Genomic DNA, 22,826 nt, shown 5'->3' with positions numbered 1-22,826 from the left:
TTTTTAGCGAGTTGGGGCCTGATCCAGGCCGGCGCTAATGTCCGCCGAGATAGGCCGTGATCAGCCGGGGATCGTGGATCAGATCCTTGGCGGGGCCGGACTGCACGATCTCCCCGGTCTCGAGCACATAGCCGTAATCGGCCGTCTCCAGCGCGGCGCGGGCGTTCTGCTCGACCAGCAGGATCGAGACGCCGAGATCGCGCAGCGAGGCGATGGTGCGGAAGATCTCGCGCACGATCAGCGGTGCGAGGCCGAGGCTCGGCTCGTCCAGCATCAGCAGTTTCGGCTTGGCCATCAGCGCGCGCCCGAGCGCCAGCATCTGGCGCTCGCCGCCGGAGAGCGTGCCGGCGGCCTGGCGCTGCCGCTCCTTCAGCCGCGGGAAGCGGTCATAGACCTCGTCCAGCGTCTTCTGGACGCCCGAGCGGTCGCGCAGGCTGTAGGAGCCGAGCAGGAGATTGTCGGCGACCGACATGTCGGAGAACAGCTCGCGCTTCTCCGGCACGAGGCACAGCCGGCGCTCGACGCGGTCCTCGACCGACATCCTGCCGATGTCGTTGCCCTGAAAGACGAGGCGGCCGCGGGAGGCGAGCAGCCCGATCGCGGCCATCAGCAGCGTGGTCTTGCCGGCGCCGTTCGGGCCGATCACGGTGACGATCTGGCCTTCCTCGACCGACAGCGAGACGTTGCGGACCGCTTCGACATTGTCGTAGCAGACGGTCACGTCCGTCATGGAAAACATCTCGCTCACGCGACGCCTCCGAGATAGGCCTCTTGCACACGTTCGTCGCTCCGGATCGCGGCGGGCGCGCCCTCGCAGAGCTTGGAGCCGAAGTCGAGCACGACGATGCGGTCGACCAGCGACATCACGAACTCCATGTCATGCTCGACGATGAGGATGGTCAGGTGGTCCGACCGCAGCGAACGGAGCAGCTCCGCAAGCCTGAGCTTCTCCTGGCGGCGCAGGCCGGCGGCCGGCTCGTCCAGCACCAGCAGCGCCGGGTCCGCGGCGAGCGCGCGCGCGATCTCCAGGATGCGCTGGTTGCCGAGCGGCAGATTGCCCGCGAGCTCGAACGGCTTGTCGCCGAGCCCGACGCGTTCGAGCTGCTTCAAGGCCTCGTGCCGGGTGCTGGCTTCCTCGCGCTGGTTGAGGCGGAGGGCGCCGGCGAACAGGCCCGTGCTGGTGCGCGCGTAGGTGCCGAGCATGACGTTTTCGAGCAGGCTCATGCGCGGCCGCAGCTTCACATGCTGGAAGGTCCTGGCGATTCCGTCCCTGGCGATGCGGGATTGTGGATCGCGCGTGATGGCGCGGCCGGCAAAGACGATCTCGCCCTTGTTGACCCTGAGCGCACCCGTCAGGCAGTTGAACATCGTGCTCTTGCCGGCGCCGTTCGGGCCGATGACGGCGAGGATCTCGCCGGAGCGGACCTCGAAGCTGACATTGTTGACCGCGACGAGCCCGCCGAACCGGCGCTCGGCGCCGTCGACCTTCAGAAGCAGTTCGCCCGGTTTCGGCTGGGGACGGCGCGGCAGGGGCGGGGCGGCTGGCGGCCGTTCGCGCTTGATCTTCGGCAAGTAGCGCACGACGAACGGCACGATGCCCTGCCGCGCCCATTGCAGGAACAGGATGAACAACGCCGAGAAGGCGACGATCTCGAGCTGGCCGGACGCGCCCTTGGCGATCAGCGGCAGATAGTCCTGCACGCTGTTCTTCAGCAAGGTGACGATAGCGGCGCCCACGACGCCGCCGAGCAGGCTGCCGGCGCCGCCGACCATCGACATCATCAGATATTCGATGCCCATGCCGGCATCGAACGGACCCGGGCTGATGAAGCGGCTCATATGGGCATAGAGCCAGCCGGAGAGCGAGGCGAGGAAGGCCGCGATCACGAAGGTCACGAGCTTGATCCGGAAGGCGTTGATACCGAGGCTCTCGACCAGGATGTTGCCGCCGCGCAGCGCGCGCATGGCGCGGCCGAGCCGGGAATCCAGGAGATTGTAGCCGAGGAACAGCACCACGACGACGATGCCCCAGATCAGGAAATAGATCTGGGCGCTCGAGACGAGCGCGAGCGATCCGATACTGATCGGCGGGATCGACGAGATGCCGTTGAAGCGCCCGAGGCCCTCGACATTGCCGAACAGGAAGCCGATGGCGAGCCCCCAGGCCACGGTCGAGAGCGACAGGAAATGGCCCTGGAGCCGCAAGGTGACGACGCCGAGGACGGTCGCGACGCCGCAGGTCAGCGCCACCCCGAACACGAGGCCGAGCCACGGCGAATAACCATTCAGAGCAGAGACCCAGGCGCTGGCATAGGCCGCGACGCCGACGAAGGCGGCCTGTCCGAAGGAGACGATGCCGCCGACGCCGGTGAGCAGGGCAAGGCCGATGGCGACCAGCGAATAGATGCCGATATAGTTCATCAGCGTGATGCTGAAGGGGTTGAGGACGAATGGCGCGAGCGCGAGGCACGCTACCGCCGCCACCGCTGCGAGCTGAACGTGAAGGCGCGTCATTCCTCGATCTCCTCCTCGGAATGCAGCGAGGCGAGGGATCGCCAGATCAGGATCGGGATCAGAAGCGAGAACACGATGACATCCTTCAGCGCGCTGCTCTCGAAGGATGCGAAGCTTTCGAGGATACCGACGCCGACGGCGCCGATGGCCGCGCCGGGATAGCTCGTCATGCCGCCGACGATGGCGCCGACGAAGGCCTTGAGGCCGAGCAGGAAGCCGGAATCGTAGAATATGGTGTTGACGGGCGCGATCAGGATGCCGGAGACGCCGGCCATCAGCGAGCCCAGGAGATAGGCGATGGTGCCGGCGCGGGCGGGACGTATGCCCATCAGGCGGGAGCCGGTCCGGTTCACGGCCGTGGCGCGGAGCGATTTGCCGACCAGCGTGAAGTCGAAGAAGAGATAGAGCAGGCCGGAGAAGACGAGGGCTGCGATCACGATCAGCATGGTCTGGCCCGAGATCAGCACGCCCGCAAGCTCGGTCGACAATGACGTCAGCGGCTCGGTCCTGACGCCCTCGGGACCGAAGAACAGCAGCCCAAGGCCGACCAGCGCGAAGTGCAGGGCGACGGAGACGGTCAGCAGCAGCAGCACCGTTCCGTCCGCAATGGGACGGAAGACGATCCGGTCCAGCAGCGGGGCGATGGGGGTGATCAGCATCAAGGCCAGCACGAGCCTGATCGCGAGCGGCGGTTCGGCGCGCATGGTCAGCCAGGCGAGGCCAACCACGGCCAGCGGCAATGCGAGATAGAAGAAGAGAGCGCGCGGAAGCAGCCGAACCTCGCCGTTGCGCAGCAGCGAGACGATTTCGATCAGGGTTGCGAGGCACGCCAGGATGACGACCAGCGCACCCGTGCCCGGAAAACGCTTCGCGTCGAGCGCCGCCAGCGTCAGCGCCGTGAAGGCCGCGATGTCGCCAAAGGGAATGAAGATGACCCGTGTCACGGTGAAGATGAGGACGGTCCCGATCGCCACCAGCGCGTAGACTGCGCCGGTGGCGATCCCGTCGATCGCAAGAATGGCTGCGATGTCGCTCGTCATTGAGAACGCCGTCCCCTTGTTCTGGTGGCCTGCCTCTGTCCGACTACGGCGCGTATTTCCAGGCGCCGCCCGTCAGGCGCACCACGACCAGCGCGCGCTCATCGACGCCGGTCACCGCGCCGGGCTTGAAGTTGTAGATGGCATGCACGCCCGGCAGCTCCTTGGTGCTGAGGATCGCGTCCCGCAGGGCGGCGCGGAATTCCGCCGTGCCGGGTTTGGCCGTCTTGAGAGCGCGCTCCGCTGCGCTGGCAAAGATCAGCCAGGCGTCGAAGGAGTAGGCCGAGAAGCCGTCGGTGGTCGGGATGTTATGAACCTTCTGGTAGACGCTGCGGAAATCCAGCGCGATTTTCTTGGCGAAGTGTTCGTCGGGCAGCTGCTCGGCCACGATGACGGGGCCGGCGGAGACCTGGATGCCTTCGGCCGCCTTGCCGCCGACGTTCACGAAGTCCGGATTGACGAGCGCCACCGTGCCGTAGGTGTTTCCCTTGAAGCCGCGCTCCGCGAGGCTGAGGAGCGGCAGCGCGCCTTGCGTCCCCGAGCCGCCGTCCAGCACGGCGTCCGGCCGCGCCGCGAGCACTTTGAGGATCTGCGCGGTGACCGAGGTGTCGGTGCGCGCATAGCGCTCGTTGGTCTGGATCTTGACGTCGCCGGCGGCTTCCGCCGCCTTGGCGCCGTTGTAGACGAGGTCCCCCCAGGCGTCGGAGAAGCCGATATAGCCGATGTTCTTCATGCCATCGCGCTTCATGCGATCGGCGATGATCTTGACGAGGAGGGATGCAGGCTGCGGCACCGACACCACCCACTGCTCGGGTGTTTCCGGCAGTTTGCCGATCGGCGAGACCGCGATCATCGGCACTTTCAATTCGCTCGCCACGGCGGCCATGGCAATGGTCGAGGGCGCCGTCGCCGTGCCGATCAGGAGGTCGACCTTCTCTTCTTCCACCAGCTTGCGCGCGTTGCGGGTCGCGGCCGACGGGTCGGAGCCGTCGTCGAGCTGGATCAGGCGGATGGTCTCGCCGTTGACGGTCTTCTTGTATTCATAGGCCGCGTTGATGCCGCGCCCGTAGGGGATGCCGATCGACGAGCCGTTGCCGCTGAGCGAGGTGACGAAGCCGATGGTGATATCGGCCTGCGCAGCCGGGGCTGTGACGATGCCGGCGGCAAGTGCAAATAAGCTCAGAGTCTTGCGCATATGCGTTCTCCTCCGTTGATGCTGGATAGGAATGCCTCGACGCTGCCGCGCGGGGTCCCCGAACGACGAGCCGACCGATTGAAACATTGCTGCGGCGCCAAAAACCGGGCGCGACCGAAGAGAGTGTGCTCGCCCGGCGCTCAGCAGCCATGATGTTGCGTGCCGCGCGAACGATAGGCCCACCGGTACATGCACGTGGGCGTTTTCCGGAGCGATGAAAGGTCGTCGGTGCGGCCGCGATGCGCGACCGGCGATGCTGCTAAGGCCGGCTGTTCGAGCACGGCGACTGTCCACACGATCGAGTCTCTCAAAATCGGTGCCCTGCAACATCATTGTCATGGCCACCGGTCCTTGACCGGCGAGGAATTACTTAAAGCCTAAAGTAAATGTGGTGGCGCCGTCAACACGTGTCATGGGGCTGTCAGAAAAAAATGTTGTTGCATACAATTTCGTCAGTGTGCGGCGCTTCTGCGCCAATCGACCGAGCAAAAACGCCGTCCCCGCCCTGGCACGACGGCGCCAGTCGCCGTCGCCGCCGCTCGCATTTGACGCGTGAATTAGTTTATGATTGAAATATATTCATCGGCAGCCGACGACCGATCCTCCGATCACCGCTCGAGGAGAAGGACGATGCGCATCTTCTGGCAGAGCTTCGTTGATGCGAGCGTGAATGCGCCCTACATGGCGCGGCTGTCGGAATACCTCAACGACATCGCTGCGCCAGGCACGACAGTTCACGTCCAGGGCATCAGTCCGCCGGACCGCGAGTTCGGACGGCTCGCGGAATTGCGTTGTGCGGTCCAGGCGATCGACAACGGCATCGCAGCAGAGGAGGGCGGGTTCGACGCCTTCGTCATGGGGCATTTTCAGGATCCCGGACTCTACGAGCTGCGCTCGGCGCTCGACATTCCCGTGATCGGGGCCGGCGAGGCGACGTTGCTGGCGGCCTCACAACTCGGGCGGCGGCTAGGTCTTGTGACGCTCGATCCCGTCTTCGAGGTCTTGCACTATGAGCAGGCCGAGCGTTACGGCCTCGGCGATCGCCTCGTCCATGTGACCGGCCTTGGCTGCAGGCCGGAGGATTTCGCCGATGCGTTCTCCGGAAACGCCGCCGCGCAAGCCCGCATGATCAAGGACTTCGTCGCCTGCGCGCTTCCGCTGGTGGAACGCGGCGCGGATGTCGTGATCCCGGCCGGCGTGTTGCCGGGCCTTTTGATCGGGCGAGAGCATGGCCTGAAGGTCGGCCACGCTCCGGTGGTCAATTGCGCGGCCGTGGCGCTCAAGAGTGCCGAGATGTGGGTGCAGCTCCGGAAGCTCAATGGCACCGAGCCCAGCCGCGGGCCGAGCTTCAGGCGGGCCAGCGCCCAGGCTCGTGACGACTTCCGCGCACTACTTGCCCGTAACAGCCGCTAGTCGTCGAAACACCGTTCCTGGAGACCAAATCATGATGACCCCCGAGAAGATCCTGTACGAGACCGAGGTGACGGCGACCGGAGGTCGGGATGGCAAGGCCGCCAGCGCCGACGGTCTGCTGTCGGTGTCCCTGTCCTTGCCGAAATCGATGGGTGGCCCCGGTGGCGAAGGCACCAATCCCGAGCAGCTCTTTGCGGCCGGCTACGCCGCTTGCTTTCTCGGCGCGGTCAAGCTCGTCGCGCGCACGCGGAAGGTGGTGCCGTCTGCAGAGCCGTCCGTGACTGCGAAGGTTGCGATGGGGCCGGTGCCCGTCGGATATGCGCTGGCTGTCGAGCTGAAAGTCAACCTGCCCGGTGTCGAGAAGGCTGTGGCCGAAGAGGTCGTTGCCGGTGCGCATGAGCGTTGCCCCTATTCGAACGCAACCCGCGGCAATATTGACGTGAAACTGACGGTGGTCTGAGGCGGATGAACGAGGGCGGTCGGTGACCAATACCTTGCGCGCACCATATGACGGCGTGGTGATCGCGGCTCCCGTCACGATTCCCTATGTGCGCTACTCCATCGAGAGCGCGCAGTGGTGGATTGGGCGGGCGCTGAGCGCGCTCGTCGCGCAGGCCGGCATCAAGGCCTCCGACATCGACGGCCTTTGCGTCTCCAGTTTCACCATGGGCACGGACAGTGGCGTCGGATTGACGCAGCATTTCGGGCTCTGCGTCCGGTGGTTGGACACGATCCCGCTCGGCGGCGCCAGCGCCATCGCGGCCCTGCGCAAGGCGGCGCGCGCGGTTCAGGCGCGCGATGCCGACATCGTGGCGTGCGTCGCTGGCGATACCAATCACGTCGATTCGTTCAGGCTGACGCTGGAGAATTTCTCGCGGTTCAATCAGGACGCCGTCTATCCCTACGGCGCGGGTGGCGCTAATGCCAGCTTTGCGCTGATTGCGCGCAACTATATGCGAACGTTCGGCGTCGCGCGCGAGGATGTTGGCAAGATCGCTGTCGCCCAGCGCGCCAATGCCCTGCGCAACCCCCATGCGCTGATGAAGGCGCCGCTCACGCTCGAGCAATACCTGGCGGCCCGGCCGATTTCTGATCCGATCCACCTCTTTGATTGCGTGATGCCCTGTGCGGGCGCGGAAGCTTTCCTCGTGATGCGCGATGAGACGGCTTCATCCCTGAAGCTGCCCGCCGCGCGGCTCCTTTCGACGATCGAGCGGCACAATGCCTTCGCTGACGATCCGATGCAGGTTCGCGGCGGCTGGGCGATGGATGTCGGCGAGCTCTATACGATGGCCGGTGTCAAGCCTGACGATCTCGATGTCGTGCAGACCTATGACGACTATCCCGTCATCACGATGATGCAGTTCGAGGATCTCGGCTTCTGCAAGAAGGGCGAGGGCGCTGAGTTCGTGCGCCAACACGATCTCACCATCGACGGCGACTTTCCGCACAATACCTCGGGCGGACAGCTCTCGGTCGGGCAGGCCGGTGCCGCCGGAGCCTATCTCGGTCTCGTTGAAGGGCTGCGGCAGGTTCTGGGCAGTGCCGGTCCCACGCAGGTCAGAAATGCGAGCCTCGCTCTGGCCTCGGGGTTCGGTATGATCAACTATGATCGTGGTCTCGCCTCGGGTGCCGCGATCCTTGCTGGACCTTCGCAATGATAGAGCCGATCAAGCCGCCCCGGCGCAAGAACCCGCTGCTGCGGACGCGGCTACCGGCCTCGCCACCGCGACCGCGCAGCAGGATGTCGCACGGGTTCACGCGCGCGGCCGCCGAAGGCCGCTTCATGCTGCAGCGCTGCGAGGCTTGCGGCGCCTTTGCCTATCCGGCGCGCGAAGCCTGCCCGTCCTGTCTTTCGGCCGGCCTCGCTTTTGTCGATGCGCCGCGGCGAGGTGTGCTGCTTGCCGAGACAACGGCGCGGGTGCCGAGCGACGTCTATTTCCGCGAACGGGCGCCGTGGCGGATCGGCCTCGTCAAGATGGATTGCGGTCCGACGATCGTCGCACATCTTCATGCCGACTGCGCGGAGGGCGCGGCCGTCAGCATGTCGTTGCAACTCGACAAGAGCGGTCAGGCGGTGGCCTTTGCCCGTCCCGAAGGGGAGACTCCCAACATGGCAGACGACAAGCAGTGGCGGGAAATGTCGGCCGATCCGAAATTCCGTCGCGCGCTCGTCACCAACGGCCGCAGCGTCATCGGTCAGGAAGCCGTCGCCGCTTTGAAGGCGGCGGGCGCCAAGACGGTGTTCGTCGGCGTTGCCGAACCATGGCGGCCGTTCGCCGGCGAAGAGCGGCTGCGCGGTCAGGACGGGATCGAGATCGTGACTCTCGATGCCGCTGACGAAAAATCGGCTAGCGATCTTGCGGCCGATATCGGCGGCAAGGTCGATATTCTCGTCAATACGACGGAATATGTCCGGCCGGGCGGCCTGCTCGATCGCAGGGGCACGAGCATCGCACGGGACGAGATCGATCAGGCCTATCTCGGCTTCATCAATCTCGCTCAAGCCTTCGGCCCCGCCATGCGGATGCGCGGTGCCGACGGCATCAACAGCAGCGCCGCATGGGTCAATATTCTCTCGGTCTATGCGCTGGCAAACTGGCCCGCGTTCGGCGCCTACTCGGCCTCGCAAGCGGCGTGCCTGTCGCTGTCGCATTGCTTGCGCGCGGAGCTGCGGCCCGGCGGCGTCCGGGTGATGAACCTATTCACCGGCCCTGTCGACACCGAATGGTTCCAGACCGTGCCGCCGCCGAAGGTGGCGCCGCGTGCGATCGCGCAGGCGATCGTGTCGGGGCTCAAGAACGGGCTCGAAGAGATGTATGTCGGAGATGTTGCCGAGGAGATCCGGCAACGTCTCGCGGCCAATCCGAAAGCGCTCGAGCGCGAGCTCGACAGATAAGAAGCGGGATTTCAACCGAGCTGGAGGACGTGACGATGCAAAGCAAGAGTCTCCTGGAGCTGGCGAGTGCGATCTCTTCCGGCGCGGTGCGCGTCGTCGATCTGACTTTTACACTCAGCCCGGACTTTCCGGTCATCGTCCTCCCGCCGGAGTTAGGTCAGGCCGCGCCTGTCCGCATCCAGGAGATATCGCGATACGATGGTCGCGGCCCGGCCTGGTACTGGAATAACGTTACGTTCGGCGAACACACCGGCACGCATTTCGACGCGCCGATTCACTGGTTCACCGGCAAGAACCTGCCGAACAATGCGGTCGACACGATGCCGGCCAAGGATATGATCGCACCGGCCTGTGTCATCGACTGCTCGGTGGAGGCGGCGCAGGATCCCGATTTCCTGCTGACCGTCCCGATTGTCGAAGCCTGGGAAGCCAGGCACGGCCGTATCCCCGAGCGGAATTGGGTGTTGCTCAGGACCGACTGGTCGAAGAAGAGCTGGCGCGACTACGCCAATCTCAGGGACGACGGCGCGCATACGCCGGGCCCGAACCCGGCGGTGATGAAGTGGCTGGTGGAGGAGCGCGGTGTCATCGGTTTCGGTACCGAAACCATCGGCACGGATGCGGGGCAGGCCGGACACTTCGAGCCGCCTTATCCGGCGCATCACTTCCTGCACGGCGCGGGCCGCTACGGCCTGCAATGCCTGTGTAACCTGGATCAGCTTCCGGCCACCGGCGCCGTCATCGTAGCCTCGCCACTGAAGATCCAGAACGGCTCCGGCAGCCCGCTTCGAGTCATCGCTTTGGTGTCGTCGACCTGAGCCCAATCCATGGCGCTCGCCAATCAGAACAAGAAATTCTCCCGAAAGACAGGTGCCATGAACTTGATCAAGAACCTGGTGGCTTCCACTGCATTGTTGTTTGCCGTTCCGCAATTCGCGCAGGCCGAGATCCTCGTCGGATTCGTGACCGGCCTCAGTGGGCCGGTGTCGTCGATCGGTATTCCCAACGCGAAGGGGATCGCGGCAGGTCAGGCCTATATCGGGGAAGTCGGCGGCGAGAAGCTGCGGCTCATCCAGCTCGATGACGGCTCTGATCCGACCGCGTCGGCACGCAATGCGCGCAAGCTGGTCGAGCAGGAGAAGGTCGATATCCTGATCGGCACGTCCGGCGCTCCCCAGACGCTCGCGATGGCGACCGCGGCCATCGAGATGAAGATTCCGATGATCGCGGTGTCGCCGATCGCACCGGTGCCATCAGGCGACGGCGGTCCCTGGGTCTTGCAGACGCCGCAGCCCACACCGCTTCTGGTGCAAGGAATCGTCGACCACATGAAGGCCAAGGGCCTGACGACCGTCGCCTTCATCGGTTTCTCCGATGCGTTCGGCGATCTCATGTACAATTCGCTCGAGCAGAGTGCGAAGGCCGCCGGCATCAAGGTCATCGCCAACGAACGCTACGCCCGGTCGGACTCCTCGGTGACGGCTCAGGTGCTGCGAGCGCTCGCCGCGCGTCCCGACGCCATCATGCTCGGCGGCACCGGCACGCCAGGCGCGCTGCCGGTCATCGCTCTGTCCGAGCGTGGATATAAGGGACCGCTCTATGGTAATCACGGGCTGATCAGCGCCGATTTCCTTCGTCTGGCCGGCAAGGCCGCCAACGGCATCATCTGCCCGACCGGACCTGTGACCGCGGCGGAGCAGCTTCCGGCCAGCAATCCGATCCAGAAGGTCGCTCTGGATTTCCGCTCGGCCTTCGAAAAGGCCAACGGCGAGGCGCCGACGGATTCATTTTCGTCCTATTCGTTCGATGGCTGGCTGATCTTCGCCGACGCCGCCAAGCGCGCGATGGCGACCGGTGCCAAGCCGGGCTCACCTGAGTTCCGTACCGCGATTCGCCAGGCGCTGTTCACCACCAAGGAGGTCGTGGGGACGCAGGGCGTCTACACCTATACGCCGGCCGACCGGCATGGCGTCGACGATCGCTCGCGCATCATGATCCAGATCGAGGACGGCAAGTACAAGCTGTTGCCTTGAGGTGCGAGCATGATCGCAGTGGAGCACGATGCGCCGGCGAACTTCACCGACGTGGTCGGCAATGACAACGTGACGCCTGCCTGGGCGCGCGCAATGGCGTCGTTTCCGGCGTCCGAGCGGATCCTCTCGACGATGCTCACGCGACAGGCGGAGCGTTACGGCGACCGCCTTCTGCTCGTGGCCGGGGAGACGCGCTGGAGCTTTGCGCAGGCCGCGGCGATTGCGGCCGCGTCGGCCCAGACGCTGGTCGATGCCGGGGTCAAGCCGGGCGACCGGGTCGCGCTGATGTGCTCGAACCGTCCGGAGTTCTTGCAGGTCTATCTCGGCTGTGCGTGGCTGGGGGCGATTGCCGTCCCGATCAACACCGCGCTACGCGGCTTCCAGCTGTCCCATATTTTCCGCAACTCGCAACCTGCGCTTCTCGTCGTCGAGGCTCAGTTCGCCAGTGCAGTCGAGAGTATCGAGACGGATGTCGAGCTGCCGCCCCGGACCTGGATCATCGGAGCCGGCGCCAACGCCATCGGTGCCAGGCTTTCCGCGGTCTCGCTGTCGCCTCTTGGAGCCGCCGCCCCGGCCGGCGTCGTGCGTCCCGGTGACACCGTTGCGATCCTCTATACGTCGGGCACCACGGGGCCTGCGAAGGGTGTGTGCTGTCCGCAGGCGCAGCTGTTCTGGTGGGGCATCTATTCGGCGCGGGCGCTCGGAATCCGCGAGGGCGATGTGCTGTTCACGACGCTGCCGCTGTTCCACACCAACGCGCTGAATGCGTTCTATCAGGCGCTGCTGAACGGATGCACGTACGTGCTCGAGTCGAAATTCTCCGCTTCCGGATTTTGGGCTGCGGCACGACAGCACAATGCGACGGTCGGCTATCTGCTCGGTGCGATGGCCTCGATGCTCCTGGCGCAGCCGAAGAGCGCAGACGAGTCCATGCATCGCCTTCGTGTCGCGCTTGGCGGCGGCGTGCCGCCGCAAATCCACCGCCCGTTCCGCGAGCGCTTCGGCGTACCGCTGGTCGACGGCTACGGGTCGACCGAGACGAATTTTGTGTTCGCCGGCACGATTCCGTCGGATCGGGCGGGGACGATGGGGTACCTGGCCGATGGCATTGAGGCGCGGATCGTCGACGAGAATGATTCCGCGCTGCCCGATGGAGAGGCCGGCGAGCTCGTGCTTCGCGCGAAAGAACCCTTTGCGTTCGCGTCCGGCTATTTCGGCATGCCGGAGAAGACCGTGGAGGCCTGGCGAAATCTGTGGTTCCACTCAGGCGATCGGGTCGTTCGCGATCCCGACGGGCATTATCGCTTCATCGATCGCATGAAGGATTCCATCCGCAGGCGTGGCGAGAACGTGTCGTCGTGGGAGGTCGAGCAGGCGATCCAGGCGCATCCCGCGGTCGCTGCCTGCGCGATCTACCCGTTGCCGTCGGAGTTGGGTGAGGACGAGATTGCTGCTGCAATTCTGCTGGAGCCGGGCCACTCGCTACAGCCCGTCGACATCGTCAGGCATTGCGAAGGGCGGATCGCCTATTTCGCCATTCCGCGCTATGTGCGAATCCTCAGTCAGATGCCGCTGACGGAGAACGGCAAGATCAAGAAGAGCGTGCTGCGCGATGCCGGCGTCACCACGGATACTTGGGATCGCGAAGCGGCCGGAGTGAAGATACGACGCTGACATCGTATCTGCCTAAGACTTTTGCAAGGCGTCCCTGACGGCGGCCTTGAGTTCGTCGAGCTCGCCGATCAATCCATCGAACCGATCCGCCGGGAAATCCGCCAGCAGCTCGGCAAGCCATGCGCCGTGGCTCTTGGCCATTCGCCTGAAGATCTTGCGGCCTTCGACCGTCATACAGACGATCTGCACGCGCCGGTCGAGGTTCGACGCCGTGCGGGTGATGTATCCATCTGCGACCAGGCGGTCGACGATTGGCGTGAGGTTGCCGGCCGAGACCATCAGGCGCTTGGGCAGCTCTCCCAGCACAAGTCCGCTTGGTTCGCGGTCGAGCTGGGCGAGAACGTCGAAGCGGGGCATCGTGAAGTCGAACTCTTCACGAAACCGGCGCCGCAACTCGCCTTCGATCAGGGTCGTGCAGGCGAGCAGTCGGAGCCAAAGGCGTGTCTGAGCCCTGTACTCGGCCTCCTGATCCGTCTCGTTCCTGCCCGAAACAGGCGTGGACTCCTTCGCGAGTGCCAATCGAATCTCCCGGGCTTCGTGGCTCATGAAAGCTGGCGCAGCTCTCGTGGACATTGGCAAGATAGTTCGTGCCAAAAGTAAATTCAAGGCTGAGTCGGAGGGATCCGGAATCGGCGCCGCCGTGCATCCGATTTATACTAAATTTCAGATCGGCCCTGCGATGAGGGGCGTGTGCTCCGGCGTCTTTGCAAAGCGGCCTTGACAAGGCACGCATCGAGGAAATATTTTAGACTTAAAATAATTGGGTGATAGCTCGGCGCAACGCGCGAAAGCGAGGGATCATGCGCATAGTCTGTATCGGCGGCGGGCCGGCCGGCCTCTATCTCGGCCTCCTGATGAAGCGTCGACATCCGGAACATGTCATCACGGTCGTCGAGCGCAACAAGCCCTACGATACGTTTGGCTGGGGGGTGGTGTTCTCCGACGCCATGATGTCTGCGATGCGCCTTGCCGACCCCGAGAGCGCAGCCGAGATCGAGGACGCCTTCAATCACTGGGACGACATCGAACTGGTCTTCAAGGGGACGCGCCAGCGCACGACCGGCCACGGCTTCATCGGCATTGGTCGCAAGCATCTGCTCAACATTCTCCAGAGGCGCTGCGAGGCTCTGGGTGTCGAGCTCGCCTTCGAGCGTGAGGTGGAGTCCGATCTCGAATTCCCCGACGCCGACCTGATCGTCGCCTGCGACGGTGTCAATTCCAGGATTCGCGCCCGCTATGCCGAACAGTTCCAGCCGGACATGGTGATCCGGCCGAACCGCTACATCTGGCTCGGCACCAAGAAGGCGTTCGACGCCTTCACGTTCGATTTCCAGAGGACCGAGCACGGCTGGTTCCAGGCACATATCTACAAGTTCGATGCGGAGACCTCGACCTTCATCGTCGAGACCACGGAAGAAACCTATAATGCCCACGGGCTGGGTGAGCTCGATCAGCAGGGGTCGATCGATTTCTGCGAAAGGATCTTTGCCGGGACGCTCGACGGTGCGAAGCTCTTGACCAACGCCCGCCATCTGCGCGGCTCGGCCTGGCTCAATTTCAGCCGCCTGATCTGCGGCAAATGGAGCGTGTTCAACGGCCGCTCCCATGTCGTGCTGATGGGGGACGCCGCGCACACCGCGCATTTCGCCATCGGGTCGGGCACCAAGCTCGCGCTCGACGACGCCATCGAGCTCGCCAACCAGTTCGATCGCCATGGTCACGGTCGCGACGGCATCCCGACCGTGCTGGAGGCCTACGAGGAAGTGCGCCGCGTCGACGTGGCCCGCATCCAGAACGCCGCGCGTAATGCGATGGAATGGTTCGAAGTGGTCGGCCGGCGCTATGCTGATACGCTCGAGCCGCCGCAGTTCTTCTATTCGATGCTGACGCGTTCGCAGCGCATCAGCCATGAAAACCTGCGCCTGCGCGACCGTACCTGGTTGGAGGGATTCGAGCGATGGTTTGCCGCGCGCTCGGGCATCGCTGTCGAGGACGGCGAACGGGTACCGCCGCCGATGCTGACGCCGCACCGCGTGCGCGGCCTCACGCTGGCGAACCGCATCATGGTCTCGCCGATGGCGATGTATTCGGCGAAGGACGGGCTCATCAACGACTTCCACATCGCCCACCTCGGAGCGCGCGCCATGGGTGGCGCCGCGTTGATCTTTGCCGAGATGACCTGCGTCTCACCGGATGCCAGGATCACGCCGGGCTGTCTCGGGCTCTGGAACGATGAGCAAGCGGCACAATGGCGCCGGCTGGCCGATCTGATCCATAGCCTCGGACACGCCAAGGTCGGCATCCAGCTCGGCCATGCCGGGCGGAAGGGATCGACCCGGCTCGCTTGGGAGGGGATCGACCAGCCGCTGGCTTCGGGCAATTGGCCGCTGATCTCGGCTTCCGCGCTGCCCTATCTGCCGCACAGCCAGTTGCCGCGGGAAATGAACCGCAGCGACATGGACCGCGTCCGCGACGATTTCGTCGCCGCGACGCGCCGTGCTGCCGATGCCGGTGTCGATTGGCTTGAGTTGCATTGCGCCCATGGCTATTTGCTCTCGAGCTTCCTCTCGCCGTTGACCAACCGGCGGACTGACGAATATGGCGGCAACCACGAAGCTCGTGCGCGCTTTCCGCTGGAGGTATTCCGGGCGACGCGCGCGGCATGGCCATCCGATCGGCCGATGTCGGTGCGGCTGTCCTGTCATGACTGGACCGAAGGCGGCAACACGCCGGCCGACGCTGCGATCTTCGCTGCGATGTTCAAGGAGGCGGGAGCCGACGTGATCGATTGCTCCTCGGGACAGGTCTGGAAGGAGGAACGGCCGATCTACGGCCGCCTGTTCCAGACGCCATTCGCCGATCTGATCCGCAACGAAGTCGGTATCGAGACGATTGCAGTCGGCGCGATCTCCGAGGCCGACCACGCCAATTCGATTCTCGCGGCCGGCCGCGCGGATCTCTGCGCGATTGCGCGGCCGCATCTCGCCGACCCGGCCTGGACGCTGCACGAAGCCGCGCGCATCGGCATCACAGCGGTCAACTGGCCGAAGCAATATCTGTCCGCCAAGGGACAATACGAAGCCAATCTGGCGCGCGCCGCCGCTGCGGCCGCGCAGTGACGGAGGAGGGATCGGATGAACTCCGTGGTAAAGATGATCCGGCGCGAATGGCTGGACTGGCCGTTCTTCGAGCCCCGCCATCATGCGACCGGCGAGGCGCTTGACCGCTTCGTGCAGTCGGGAGCCCTCGACAAGATCGATCACAATGACGTGGATGGTGCCTGTCGCAAGCTTGTGCGCGCGATGGGCGAGGCGGGATTGCTCGATTGCGCGGTTGCGGCGCCCGACAGCGATGCGACGTCGATCGATTCCCGCTCGATCTGCCTGTCGCGCGAGTCGCTGGCCTATGCCGACGGCCTCGCCGATTTCGCTTTCGCCATGCAGGGGCTTGGCTCCGGAGCGATTGCACTGGGTGGCTCGGCGGAGCTGCGCAAGGCCGTGCTGCCGAAGGTGCGTTCCGGCGAATGGCTCGCGGCCTTCGCGCTGTCCGAGAAGGAGGCGGGATCGGACGTCGCGGCGATGTCCTGCACGGCGCGGACCGAGGGCGACAATTACGTCATCGACGGCGAGAAGACCTGGATCTCGAACGGCGGCATTGCCGACGTCTATACGCTGTTTGCGCGAACGGGCGAGGCGCCGGGTGCTCGCGGCATTTCGGCCTTCGTCGTCTTTCCGGATGATCCCGGTTTTAGCATTGCCGAGCGCATCGACGTGATCGCGCCGCACCCGCTGGCGACGTTGCGCTTCACCAATTGCCGGGTTCCCGCGAGCCGGCGCCTCGGCGCCCCCGGGGGCGGGTTCAAGCTCGCGATGCAGACGCTGGATATTTTCCGCGCATCGGTCGCGGCCGCAGCCCTCGGCTTTGCCCGTCGCGCGCTCGACGAGGCATTGTCGCATGCGCGCAGCCGAAAGATGTTCGGCGCAACGCTGGGGGATCTTCAACTGACCCAGGCTGCGCTCGGCGACATGGCGACCGACACCGACGCGGCGGCGCTGCTGACCTACCGCGCGGCCTGGCGCCGCGATGTCCAGAAGCTTCCGACGACGCGCGAAGCTGCCATGGCGAAGCTGACCGCCACCGAGACCGCGCAGCGCGTCATCGATCGCGCCGTCCAGATGTTCGGGGGCAGCGGCGTGCGCAAGGGAGAGGTCGTCGAAAGTCTCTATCGCGAAATCCGCGCGCTGCGCATCTACGAGGGAGCGACCGAGGTCCAGAAATTGATTGTCGCCCGCGAGCTGTTGAAGCCGCGCTGAAAGGATTGAGAACTACGATGAGTGCGATCGGAGAGGCGGAAGTCCCCGCGACGCGTGGTCTGCAACTGCTTCAGCCCAGTGGCTGGCCGCAGCCGAAGGGGTATGCGAACGGCGTCATGGCCGAAGGACGACTGATCGTGACGGGTGGTGTGGTTGGTTGGGATGTTGCCGGCCGATTTGCCGACGGGCTCGTCGCGCAGGTCCGTCAGACGCTCGAAAACATCGTCGCGATTCTGGCAGAGGGCGGCGCGCGGCCGGACCATCTCGTGCGCCTGACCTGGTACGTCGTGGACATGGACGAATATGTGTCGAACCTGAAGGCGCTCGGCAAAGTCTATCGCGAGGTCATCGGCACCCATTACCCCAGCATGGCGTTGGTGCAGATCGTGCGTCTCGTCGAGCCATCCTCGCGTGTCGAGATCGAAGCGACGGCCGTCGTCCCGCGCTGACGATGGGGTCGGCTACAGGCCTGTGGCGAGACCGCGACGATGATCCTCGGCGTCTACGCGTTCGAGTGCGACGACGCGGCGCGCTACTGCGAACCGCTGCCGGTCTAGTCAGGCGCCGGCGTTCCCCGCGCTGATTGGTTCGCGGAGCCCGTCATCGAGCCCGCCGCCGTCAATCCTCAGCGCTGCCCATCGTGCACCGAGATATCGGATGCGGCGAGCCCGCCGATCCGCGCGTGAGGCCTGCCACCGGTCGCCATCACCAGGCCGAAAGCGATCTCGTCACGTCTGGGCGCATCCCATAGCGTCATCTCCGCCGTGCCGAAATGGCTGCGCACATAGCACGCATGGATGTGTCCAAGCGGAACCATGAGACGCGTGCCGGGCCCGCCGATGGTCTTTGCCGCCGGCACGATCGCCTTGGGCTGGCCGAGCACCTCGCGCATACCCTGGCCGCCAGCCTCGTGCCAGACCGCGCCATGCTCGAGCTCGCCGTCTTCGCCCACGATGATGCCCTTGCCATAGGCTTCGATGTGCGAGGTGCCTCCGAGCTGCGCGATCAGCCGCGTCGCGAGCTCGTGCCCGAGCTCACGCAAGAACGCCTGAAACGGCATCAGATTAGGTTCGTAGCGACCGGCGAACGGATTGCGGATGACCGCAATGGCCGTTCCGACCAATAGCGGCTTCTCCAGGCGAGGCCCGCGCTCGTGCCAGATCTCCTCGACACCGAGTGCGGTCTTGCGAATATCATAGGACATGCGCGGCTCTATGCTTCGTCGACGACCGGATTGCTGAGCACGCCGATGTTTTCGATCTCCACCTCGACCACGTCGCCGGGCTTGAGGAAGATCGGCGGCTTGCGGGTGAAGCCGACGCCGGCCGGCGTGCCGGTGGCGATGACGTCGCCGGGAACGAGGTCGAAGATGGTCGAGCAATATTCGATCAGCCGGGGGATCGAGAAGATCAGCATCGAGGTGTCGGAGGACTGCACCACCGCGCCATTGACGCGTGTTTCGAGCTTTAGCTTGGCGGGATCGCCGATCTCGTCCGGCGTAACGAGCCACGGTCCGAACGGACCGGTGCCGACGAAGTTCTTGCCGAGGGTGGCCTCGGCAATGACGTGCTGAAGGGCGGTTCGGGCGTCGACGTCGTCTCCGGCGACGATGGCGACGACAACATCGACGGCGGCTCGGATGACGACTACGTTGAATGGTGGTGCCGGCAACGACATCATCAAGGGTGGCTCGGGTGCCGACATCATCACGGGCGGCGCCGGCAACGACGCTCTGTCGGGCGGGTCGGGCTCCGATGTGTTCGTGTTCGCTGCCGGCTTCGGCAAGGACAACGTCACCGACTTCGTCACCGCCGGCGCGTCGGCCGACGTGCTGCAATTCTCGAGCAGCCTGTTCACCGAGGAGCCACCAACGGGGCTTGGCTTGCCCATTGAACAACGTTAGATATAAGCAGTTGTTTTGTCCGTCGTTAAGTTGTTGTCTCGACCCGCTGCGCGTTTCGATGCATGACCGAGGGACCGAGCAAGTCGCGCATCATGGTTCCCGGTTGGGATCCCGACTGTTCTGGCTGGGGGTGAAGTCTGGGTCATGACCATCGCGGTTGCGAAAGCGCTTAACGAGACCGCAGACATTGCGGGCGGCAAGGATCCTGATGTTCCCGCGTCGCTGCTTTCCTTCATTCTGCTAGCTAAATTCCTTGGTGTCCCGGCCGACGCTGGCCAGATCGCTCATGACTATGGCTCGCCGGGCGAGCGATATCAGCTTGAAGACCTCGCCCGGATCGCTAGGCGGCTGAAGATCGTCGCCAAGGTGAAGCCTGCGGCACCCGGGGAGCTTCACAAGGTTCCGTTGCCTGCGCTCGCCGAATTGGAGGACGGCGAGGCCGTCGTGCTGCTCAAGGTCGACCAACAACCGACCGGATCGCGCTTCTTGATCCAGCGTGGCAATGGTGGACGTCCCGAAGTGTGGTCGGCGGACGATTTCGTCGGCCAGTATGCCGGGCGACTACTGCTCATGACGACGCGAGAGCTGATGGCGGGAGCGACGCGCCCCTTCGACATCAGCTGGTTCATTCCCGCGCTCGTGAAATACCGCGGGCCGCTGCGCGATGTGCTGATCGGGTCGTTTTTCCTGCAGCTGATGGGGTTGATTTCACCCATCTTCTTCCAGCTCGTCATCGACAAGGTGCTCGTTCATCAGTCGTTGACGACGCTCGACGTGCTGGCGGTAGGGCTCTCGGCGGTGCTGATCTTCGAGACCGGATTGTCGGCGCTGCGTAATTGGCTGTTCGCCCACACCACCAATCGCGTCGACAGCGAGCTTTCGGCGCAGCTGTTCCGGCACCTGCTCAACCTGCCGCTGTCGTATTTCGAGGCGCGCCGTGTCGGCGAGAGTGTCGCCCGTGTGCGGGAGCTCGACCGCATCAGGGAGTTCCTGACCTCGAATGCCGTCACCGTGGTGATCGACCTTTTCTTCACCATCGTCTTCTTCGGCGTCATGTACGCCTATAGTCCGCTGTTGACCCTGATCGTCACGCTGTCGATCCCGCTCTATGTGGCGATCTCGGTGATCGTGACGCCGCCGCTGCGCGCCCGTCTCGACGAAAAGTTCAAGCGCGGCGCGGAGAACCAGTCCTTCCTCGTCGAAAGCGTCACGGGCATCGGCACGTTGAAGGCGATGGCGGTCGAGCCGCAGATGCGGGCGAAATGGGAGAAACAGTTCGCGGGCTACACCAGCACCGGATTTCAAGTTGCAACGCTTGCGAACTGGGGCAGTCATCTCATCCAGCTGGTGTCGAAGCTGACCACGGTTGCGATCCTGTTCTTCGGCGCCAAGGCGGTCATCGCCGGCGATCTCTCGGTCGGATCGCTGGTCGCCTTCAACATGCTCTCCGGGCGCGTCGCGCAGCCGATCCTGCGCCTGTCCCAGCTCTGGCAGGACTTTCAGCAGGTGCGCATCTCGGTCGACCGGCTCGGCGACGTCTTGAACGCGCCGGCCGAGCCCGATCACAATCCGAACCGGGCGAGCCTGCCTCCAATCAAGGGCGCGGTGAATTTCGATCGGGTCCGTTTCCGCTATCGTCCCGATGCGCCGGAGGCGCTGCGCGGCATCTCGCTCGCGATCCAGCCGGGCGAGATGATCGGCATCGTCGGTCCCTCCGGTTCCGGCAAGTCGACGCTGACCAAGCTCGTGCAACGTCTTTACGTGCCGGAGCAGGGCAGGGTGATGGTCGACGGCGTCGATCTCGCGCTGGTCGACCCGGCGTGGCTGCGGCGGCAGATCGGCGTCGTGCTGCAGGAGAACATCCTGTTCAACCGCTCGGTGCGCGAAAACATCGCGCTGGCCGACACCACGATGCCGATGGAACGGGTCATCGCCGCCGCCCAGCTCGCCGGCGCCCACGACTTCATCCTCGGCCTTTCGCACGGCTATGACACGGTGATCGACGAGCGGGGCGGCAACCTCTCGGGCGGACAGCGTCAGCGCATTGCGATCGCGCGGGCGCTGATCGGCAATCCCCGTATCTTGATCCTCGACGAGGCGACCAGCGCGCTCGACGCCGAGAGCGAGGAGATCATCCAGCACAATCTCGCCGGCATTGCCCGCGGCCGCACCGTCATCATCATCGCGCACCGCCTGTCCGCCGTGCGGCAATGCGACCGGATCGTCACGGTCGAAGCCGGCGAGATCACCGAAAGCGGCGATCACGAGACGCTGCTGCGCGCGGGCGGCCGCTATGCCCAGCTCTACACCAAGCAGATGGGGCGCAGCACGTGACGGCCTGGGTCGCTGAACGCTTTCCGACGCTCGCCAGGCACTGGGCGGTGCTGCGGGCGAGCTGGAGCATGCAGAACGAGGCCGACCGCAACCGGCGGCCGCTTTCCGATCACGAGTTCCTGCCGGCCGCCCTCGAGATCATGGAGAAGCCGCCGAGCCCCGGCTTGCGCATGCTGCTGCTGATGACCTGCGGTTTCTTCACGGCCGCGCTGGTCTGGTCCGTCATCGGCACGGTCGACGTCGTCGCGGTGGCGAGCGGGAAGATCATCCCGTCGAGCAAGGTCAAGACCATCCAGCCGATGGAGATCGGCTCGGTGCGGGCCATCCACGTCGCCAACGGCCAGCATGTCGAGGAGGGGCAGCTTCTGGTCGAGCTCGATCCGACGCTGGCGACCGCCGACGAGGCGCAGGCGCGCCAGAACCTGCAGGCTTCGAAGCTGATCCAGGCCCGCAACGCGGCCCTGCTCGCCTACCTCGAGGGACGGCCGACCGGCTTCGTCGCGCCCGACGACACGCCGGCAGCGATGGTCGCGGTGGAGGAGCAATATGTCCGCGCCAGCATCGCCGAATACGAGGCGCAGGTTGCGAGCCTGCAGCAGCAGATCGCCCAGCGCGCGGCCGAGCTGACCTCCGCCGAGGTCGAGATCAACAAGCTGCGCCTCACCCTTCCACTGGTCGATCAATCGCTCGAGGCGCGCCGGCAACTGACCGAGCAGGGCAATTTCGCGCGGCTGCGGCTGCTGGAATACGAGCAGCAGCGCATCGAGCACGTCCAGAACGTCGACGTGCAGCTCGCCAATGCCGCGCGGGCGCGCGCTGCGATGACGGCGCTCGAGGCCGAGATCCGCAAGCTGCGCGAGACCTTCGGCAAGACCGCCGTGACCGAGATGGTCCAGGCCCGCGACAAGGCGCAGCTCGCGGCCGAAGATCTGCGCAAGACCACGCGCCGGCGCGAGTTCCTGGCCTTGCGCGCGCCCGTCGCCGGAACGGTGCAGCAGCTCGTGGTGGCGACGATCGGCGGCGTGGTGCAGCCGGCCCAGCCGCTGATGACCGTCGTCCCTGATGGCGCCGAGATCGAGGTCGAAGCCCAGGTCCTCAACAAGGACATCGGCTTCGTCCGCGAGGGACAGCCGGTCCGCGTCAAGCTGGAGGCGTTTCCGTTCACCGATTACGGCCTGGTGCCGGGCATCGTCGAGAGCATCAGCCGCGATGCGATCGACCTGGCGCAATCGGGCGGCCAGCCGCAGCGCGACGACAAGGGAAGGCCGGTCCAGCCCGGCCTCGTCTACGCCGCTCGCATCCGCCTGCTGCAGACCAGCATCCGCATCCGCGACCGCCAGCAGGCGCTCGGCCCCGGCCTCTCCGTGCAGGCCGAGATCAAGACCGGCGAGCGGCGCATCATCCAATATCTGCTGTCGCCGATCACGCAGTCGCTGGATGAGGCGGGACGGGAGCGGTGAGGGGATGATGGTGCTGGCCGTTCGAGCCCGCCCACTTCGGGCGGCGAGCAT

19 protein-coding genes and 1 pseudogene are annotated in these 22,826 nt (G+C 65.1%); 13 read left to right on the top strand and 7 right to left on the bottom strand.

Translation table 11 applies throughout. The features are described 5' to 3' along the window. Positions 1 to 34: 34 nt before the first annotated feature. Genes AC24YW_RS03400 through AC24YW_RS03385 form a run of 4 tightly spaced genes read right to left on the bottom strand, consistent with a single transcriptional unit; the run spans position 35 to position 4,746 of the window. Complete coding sequence (locus AC24YW_RS03400) at positions 35 to 748, bottom strand: ABC transporter ATP-binding protein (RefSeq protein ID WP_109144179.1); 714 nt, start codon at positions 746 to 748, stop codon at positions 35 to 37. After that, a complete protein-coding gene (locus AC24YW_RS03395) occupies positions 745 to 2,514 on the bottom strand; it encodes a branched-chain amino acid ABC transporter ATP-binding protein/permease (protein WP_487481372.1) in 1,770 nt (589 codons plus the stop codon). Before AC24YW_RS03395 ends, AC24YW_RS03400 begins: the two co-directional genes overlap by 4 nt. After that, positions 2,511 to 3,554 (bottom strand): branched-chain amino acid ABC transporter permease, encoded by a 1,044-nt coding sequence (locus AC24YW_RS03390; protein WP_487481371.1) that lies wholly within the window; start codon positions 3,552 to 3,554, stop codon positions 2,511 to 2,513. The genes AC24YW_RS03395 and AC24YW_RS03390 overlap by 4 nt, the downstream gene beginning before the upstream one ends. Positions 3,555 to 3,597: 43 nt before the next feature. After that, a complete protein-coding gene (locus AC24YW_RS03385) occupies positions 3,598 to 4,746 on the bottom strand; it encodes an ABC transporter substrate-binding protein (protein ID WP_487481370.1) in 1,149 nt (382 codons plus the stop codon). A 630-nt stretch (positions 4,747 to 5,376) separates the two neighbouring features. Between AC24YW_RS03385 and AC24YW_RS03380 the strand changes: the two genes are divergently transcribed. Genes AC24YW_RS03380 through AC24YW_RS03350 form a run of 7 tightly spaced genes read left to right on the top strand, consistent with a single transcriptional unit; the run spans position 5,377 to position 12,765 of the window. Then, positions 5,377 to 6,159, top strand: coding sequence for an aspartate/glutamate racemase family protein (locus AC24YW_RS03380; protein ID WP_487481369.1), 783 nt, complete (start codon positions 5,377 to 5,379; stop codon positions 6,157 to 6,159). Between the two features lie 31 nt (positions 6,160 to 6,190). Next, positions 6,191 to 6,619: an organic hydroperoxide resistance protein gene (locus AC24YW_RS03375; RefSeq protein ID WP_081493654.1), complete on the top strand. Its 429-nt coding sequence runs from the start codon at positions 6,191 to 6,193 to the stop codon at positions 6,617 to 6,619. A 22-nt stretch (positions 6,620 to 6,641) separates the two neighbouring features. Continuing rightward, on the top strand, positions 6,642 to 7,820 hold the full coding sequence (locus tag AC24YW_RS03370) for a thiolase family protein (RefSeq protein WP_487481368.1): 1,179 nt from the start codon (positions 6,642 to 6,644) through the stop codon (positions 7,818 to 7,820). Beyond that, complete coding sequence (locus AC24YW_RS03365) at positions 7,817 to 9,058, top strand: SDR family NAD(P)-dependent oxidoreductase (protein ID WP_487481367.1); 1,242 nt, start codon at positions 7,817 to 7,819, stop codon at positions 9,056 to 9,058. Before AC24YW_RS03370 ends, AC24YW_RS03365 begins: the two co-directional genes overlap by 4 nt. A gap of 35 nt (positions 9,059 to 9,093) precedes the next feature. Further along, on the top strand, positions 9,094 to 9,876 hold the full coding sequence (locus AC24YW_RS03360; RefSeq protein ID WP_487481366.1) for a cyclase family protein: 783 nt from the start codon (positions 9,094 to 9,096) through the stop codon (positions 9,874 to 9,876). A 57-nt stretch (positions 9,877 to 9,933) separates the two neighbouring features. Continuing rightward, entirely contained in the window at positions 9,934 to 11,091 is a 1,158-nt protein-coding gene (locus tag AC24YW_RS03355) for an ABC transporter substrate-binding protein (protein ID WP_487481365.1), read from the top strand. A gap of 9 nt (positions 11,092 to 11,100) precedes the next feature. Beyond that, on the top strand, positions 11,101 to 12,765 hold the full coding sequence (locus AC24YW_RS03350; protein WP_487481364.1) for an ATP-dependent acyl-CoA ligase: 1,665 nt from the start codon (positions 11,101 to 11,103) through the stop codon (positions 12,763 to 12,765). Between the two features lie 12 nt (positions 12,766 to 12,777). Here the strand turns inward: AC24YW_RS03350 and AC24YW_RS03345 are convergent, their stop codons facing one another. Then, positions 12,778 to 13,284: a MarR family winged helix-turn-helix transcriptional regulator gene (locus AC24YW_RS03345; protein ID WP_487481363.1), complete on the bottom strand. Its 507-nt coding sequence runs from the start codon at positions 13,282 to 13,284 to the stop codon at positions 12,778 to 12,780. A gap of 281 nt (positions 13,285 to 13,565) precedes the next feature. Between AC24YW_RS03345 and AC24YW_RS03340 the strand changes: the two genes are divergently transcribed. Genes AC24YW_RS03340 through AC24YW_RS03330 form a run of 3 tightly spaced genes read left to right on the top strand, consistent with a single transcriptional unit; the run spans position 13,566 to position 17,527 of the window. Beyond that, positions 13,566 to 15,884: a bifunctional salicylyl-CoA 5-hydroxylase/oxidoreductase gene (locus AC24YW_RS03340; RefSeq protein ID WP_487481362.1), complete on the top strand. Its 2,319-nt coding sequence runs from the start codon at positions 13,566 to 13,568 to the stop codon at positions 15,882 to 15,884. A 15-nt stretch (positions 15,885 to 15,899) separates the two neighbouring features. Then, a complete protein-coding gene (locus AC24YW_RS03335) occupies positions 15,900 to 17,078 on the top strand; it encodes an acyl-CoA dehydrogenase family protein (RefSeq protein WP_487481361.1) in 1,179 nt (392 codons plus the stop codon). Positions 17,079 to 17,095: 17 nt separating this feature from the next. Continuing rightward, on the top strand, positions 17,096 to 17,527 hold the full coding sequence (locus AC24YW_RS03330; protein ID WP_487481360.1) for a RidA family protein: 432 nt from the start codon (positions 17,096 to 17,098) through the stop codon (positions 17,525 to 17,527). Between the two features lie 176 nt (positions 17,528 to 17,703). On the opposite strand, the gene AC24YW_RS03325 is transcribed toward AC24YW_RS03330, so the two are convergent. Continuing rightward, positions 17,704 to 18,282 (bottom strand): amino acid synthesis family protein, encoded by a 579-nt coding sequence (locus AC24YW_RS03325; RefSeq protein WP_487481359.1) that lies wholly within the window; start codon positions 18,280 to 18,282, stop codon positions 17,704 to 17,706. A gap of 8 nt (positions 18,283 to 18,290) precedes the next feature. Further along, positions 18,291 to 18,659: pseudogene (locus AC24YW_RS03320) on the bottom strand (fumarylacetoacetate hydrolase family protein); the annotation flags it as partial. 58 nt (positions 18,660 to 18,717) lie between these two features. Between AC24YW_RS03320 and AC24YW_RS03315 the strand changes: the two are divergent. The 3 genes from AC24YW_RS03315 (at position 18,718) to AC24YW_RS03305 (ending at position 22,775) form a co-directional block, all read left to right on the top strand. Then, complete coding sequence (locus AC24YW_RS03315) at positions 18,718 to 18,981, top strand: hypothetical protein (protein ID WP_487481358.1); 264 nt, start codon at positions 18,718 to 18,720, stop codon at positions 18,979 to 18,981. 144 nt (positions 18,982 to 19,125) lie between these two features. Beyond that, entirely contained in the window at positions 19,126 to 21,315 is a 2,190-nt protein-coding gene (locus AC24YW_RS03310; protein ID WP_487481357.1) for a type I secretion system permease/ATPase, read from the top strand. After that, a complete protein-coding gene (locus tag AC24YW_RS03305; protein ID WP_487481356.1) occupies positions 21,312 to 22,775 on the top strand; it encodes an HlyD family type I secretion periplasmic adaptor subunit in 1,464 nt (487 codons plus the stop codon). The genes AC24YW_RS03310 and AC24YW_RS03305 overlap by 4 nt, the downstream gene beginning before the upstream one ends. The last annotated feature ends 51 nt before the right edge of the window (positions 22,776 to 22,826 follow it).

The sequence above is a fragment of the Bradyrhizobium sp. USDA3516 genome (assembly GCF_057651995.1).
This window is presented reverse-complemented; position numbering and strand designations above follow the sequence as displayed.

Coding starts and splice junctions, on each gene's coding strand:
- AC24YW_RS03310 (WP_487481357.1), top strand. CDS start 19,126: ATGACCATCGCGGTTGCGAAAGCGCTTAACGAGACCGCAGACATTGCG.
- AC24YW_RS03350 (WP_487481364.1), top strand. CDS start 11,101: ATGATCGCAGTGGAGCACGATGCGCCGGCGAACTTCACCGACGTGGTC.
- AC24YW_RS03395 (WP_487481372.1), bottom strand. CDS start 2,514: ATGACGCGCCTTCACGTTCAGCTCGCAGCGGTGGCGGCGGTAGCGTGC.
- AC24YW_RS03340 (WP_487481362.1), top strand. CDS start 13,566: ATGCGCATAGTCTGTATCGGCGGCGGGCCGGCCGGCCTCTATCTCGGC.
- AC24YW_RS03380 (WP_487481369.1), top strand. CDS start 5,377: ATGCGCATCTTCTGGCAGAGCTTCGTTGATGCGAGCGTGAATGCGCCC.
- AC24YW_RS03385 (WP_487481370.1), bottom strand. CDS start 4,746: ATGCGCAAGACTCTGAGCTTATTTGCACTTGCCGCCGGCATCGTCACA.
- AC24YW_RS03315 (WP_487481358.1), top strand. CDS start 18,718: ATGACGACTACGTTGAATGGTGGTGCCGGCAACGACATCATCAAGGGT.
- AC24YW_RS03335 (WP_487481361.1), top strand. CDS start 15,900: ATGAACTCCGTGGTAAAGATGATCCGGCGCGAATGGCTGGACTGGCCG.
- AC24YW_RS03375 (WP_081493654.1), top strand. CDS start 6,191: ATGATGACCCCCGAGAAGATCCTGTACGAGACCGAGGTGACGGCGACC.
- AC24YW_RS03365 (WP_487481367.1), top strand. CDS start 7,817: ATGATAGAGCCGATCAAGCCGCCCCGGCGCAAGAACCCGCTGCTGCGG.
- AC24YW_RS03390 (WP_487481371.1), bottom strand. CDS start 3,554: ATGACGAGCGACATCGCAGCCATTCTTGCGATCGACGGGATCGCCACC.
- AC24YW_RS03325 (WP_487481359.1), bottom strand. CDS start 18,282: ATGTCCTATGATATTCGCAAGACCGCACTCGGTGTCGAGGAGATCTGG.
- AC24YW_RS03360 (WP_487481366.1), top strand. CDS start 9,094: ATGCAAAGCAAGAGTCTCCTGGAGCTGGCGAGTGCGATCTCTTCCGGC.
- AC24YW_RS03330 (WP_487481360.1), top strand. CDS start 17,096: ATGAGTGCGATCGGAGAGGCGGAAGTCCCCGCGACGCGTGGTCTGCAA.
- AC24YW_RS03355 (WP_487481365.1), top strand. CDS start 9,934: ATGAACTTGATCAAGAACCTGGTGGCTTCCACTGCATTGTTGTTTGCC.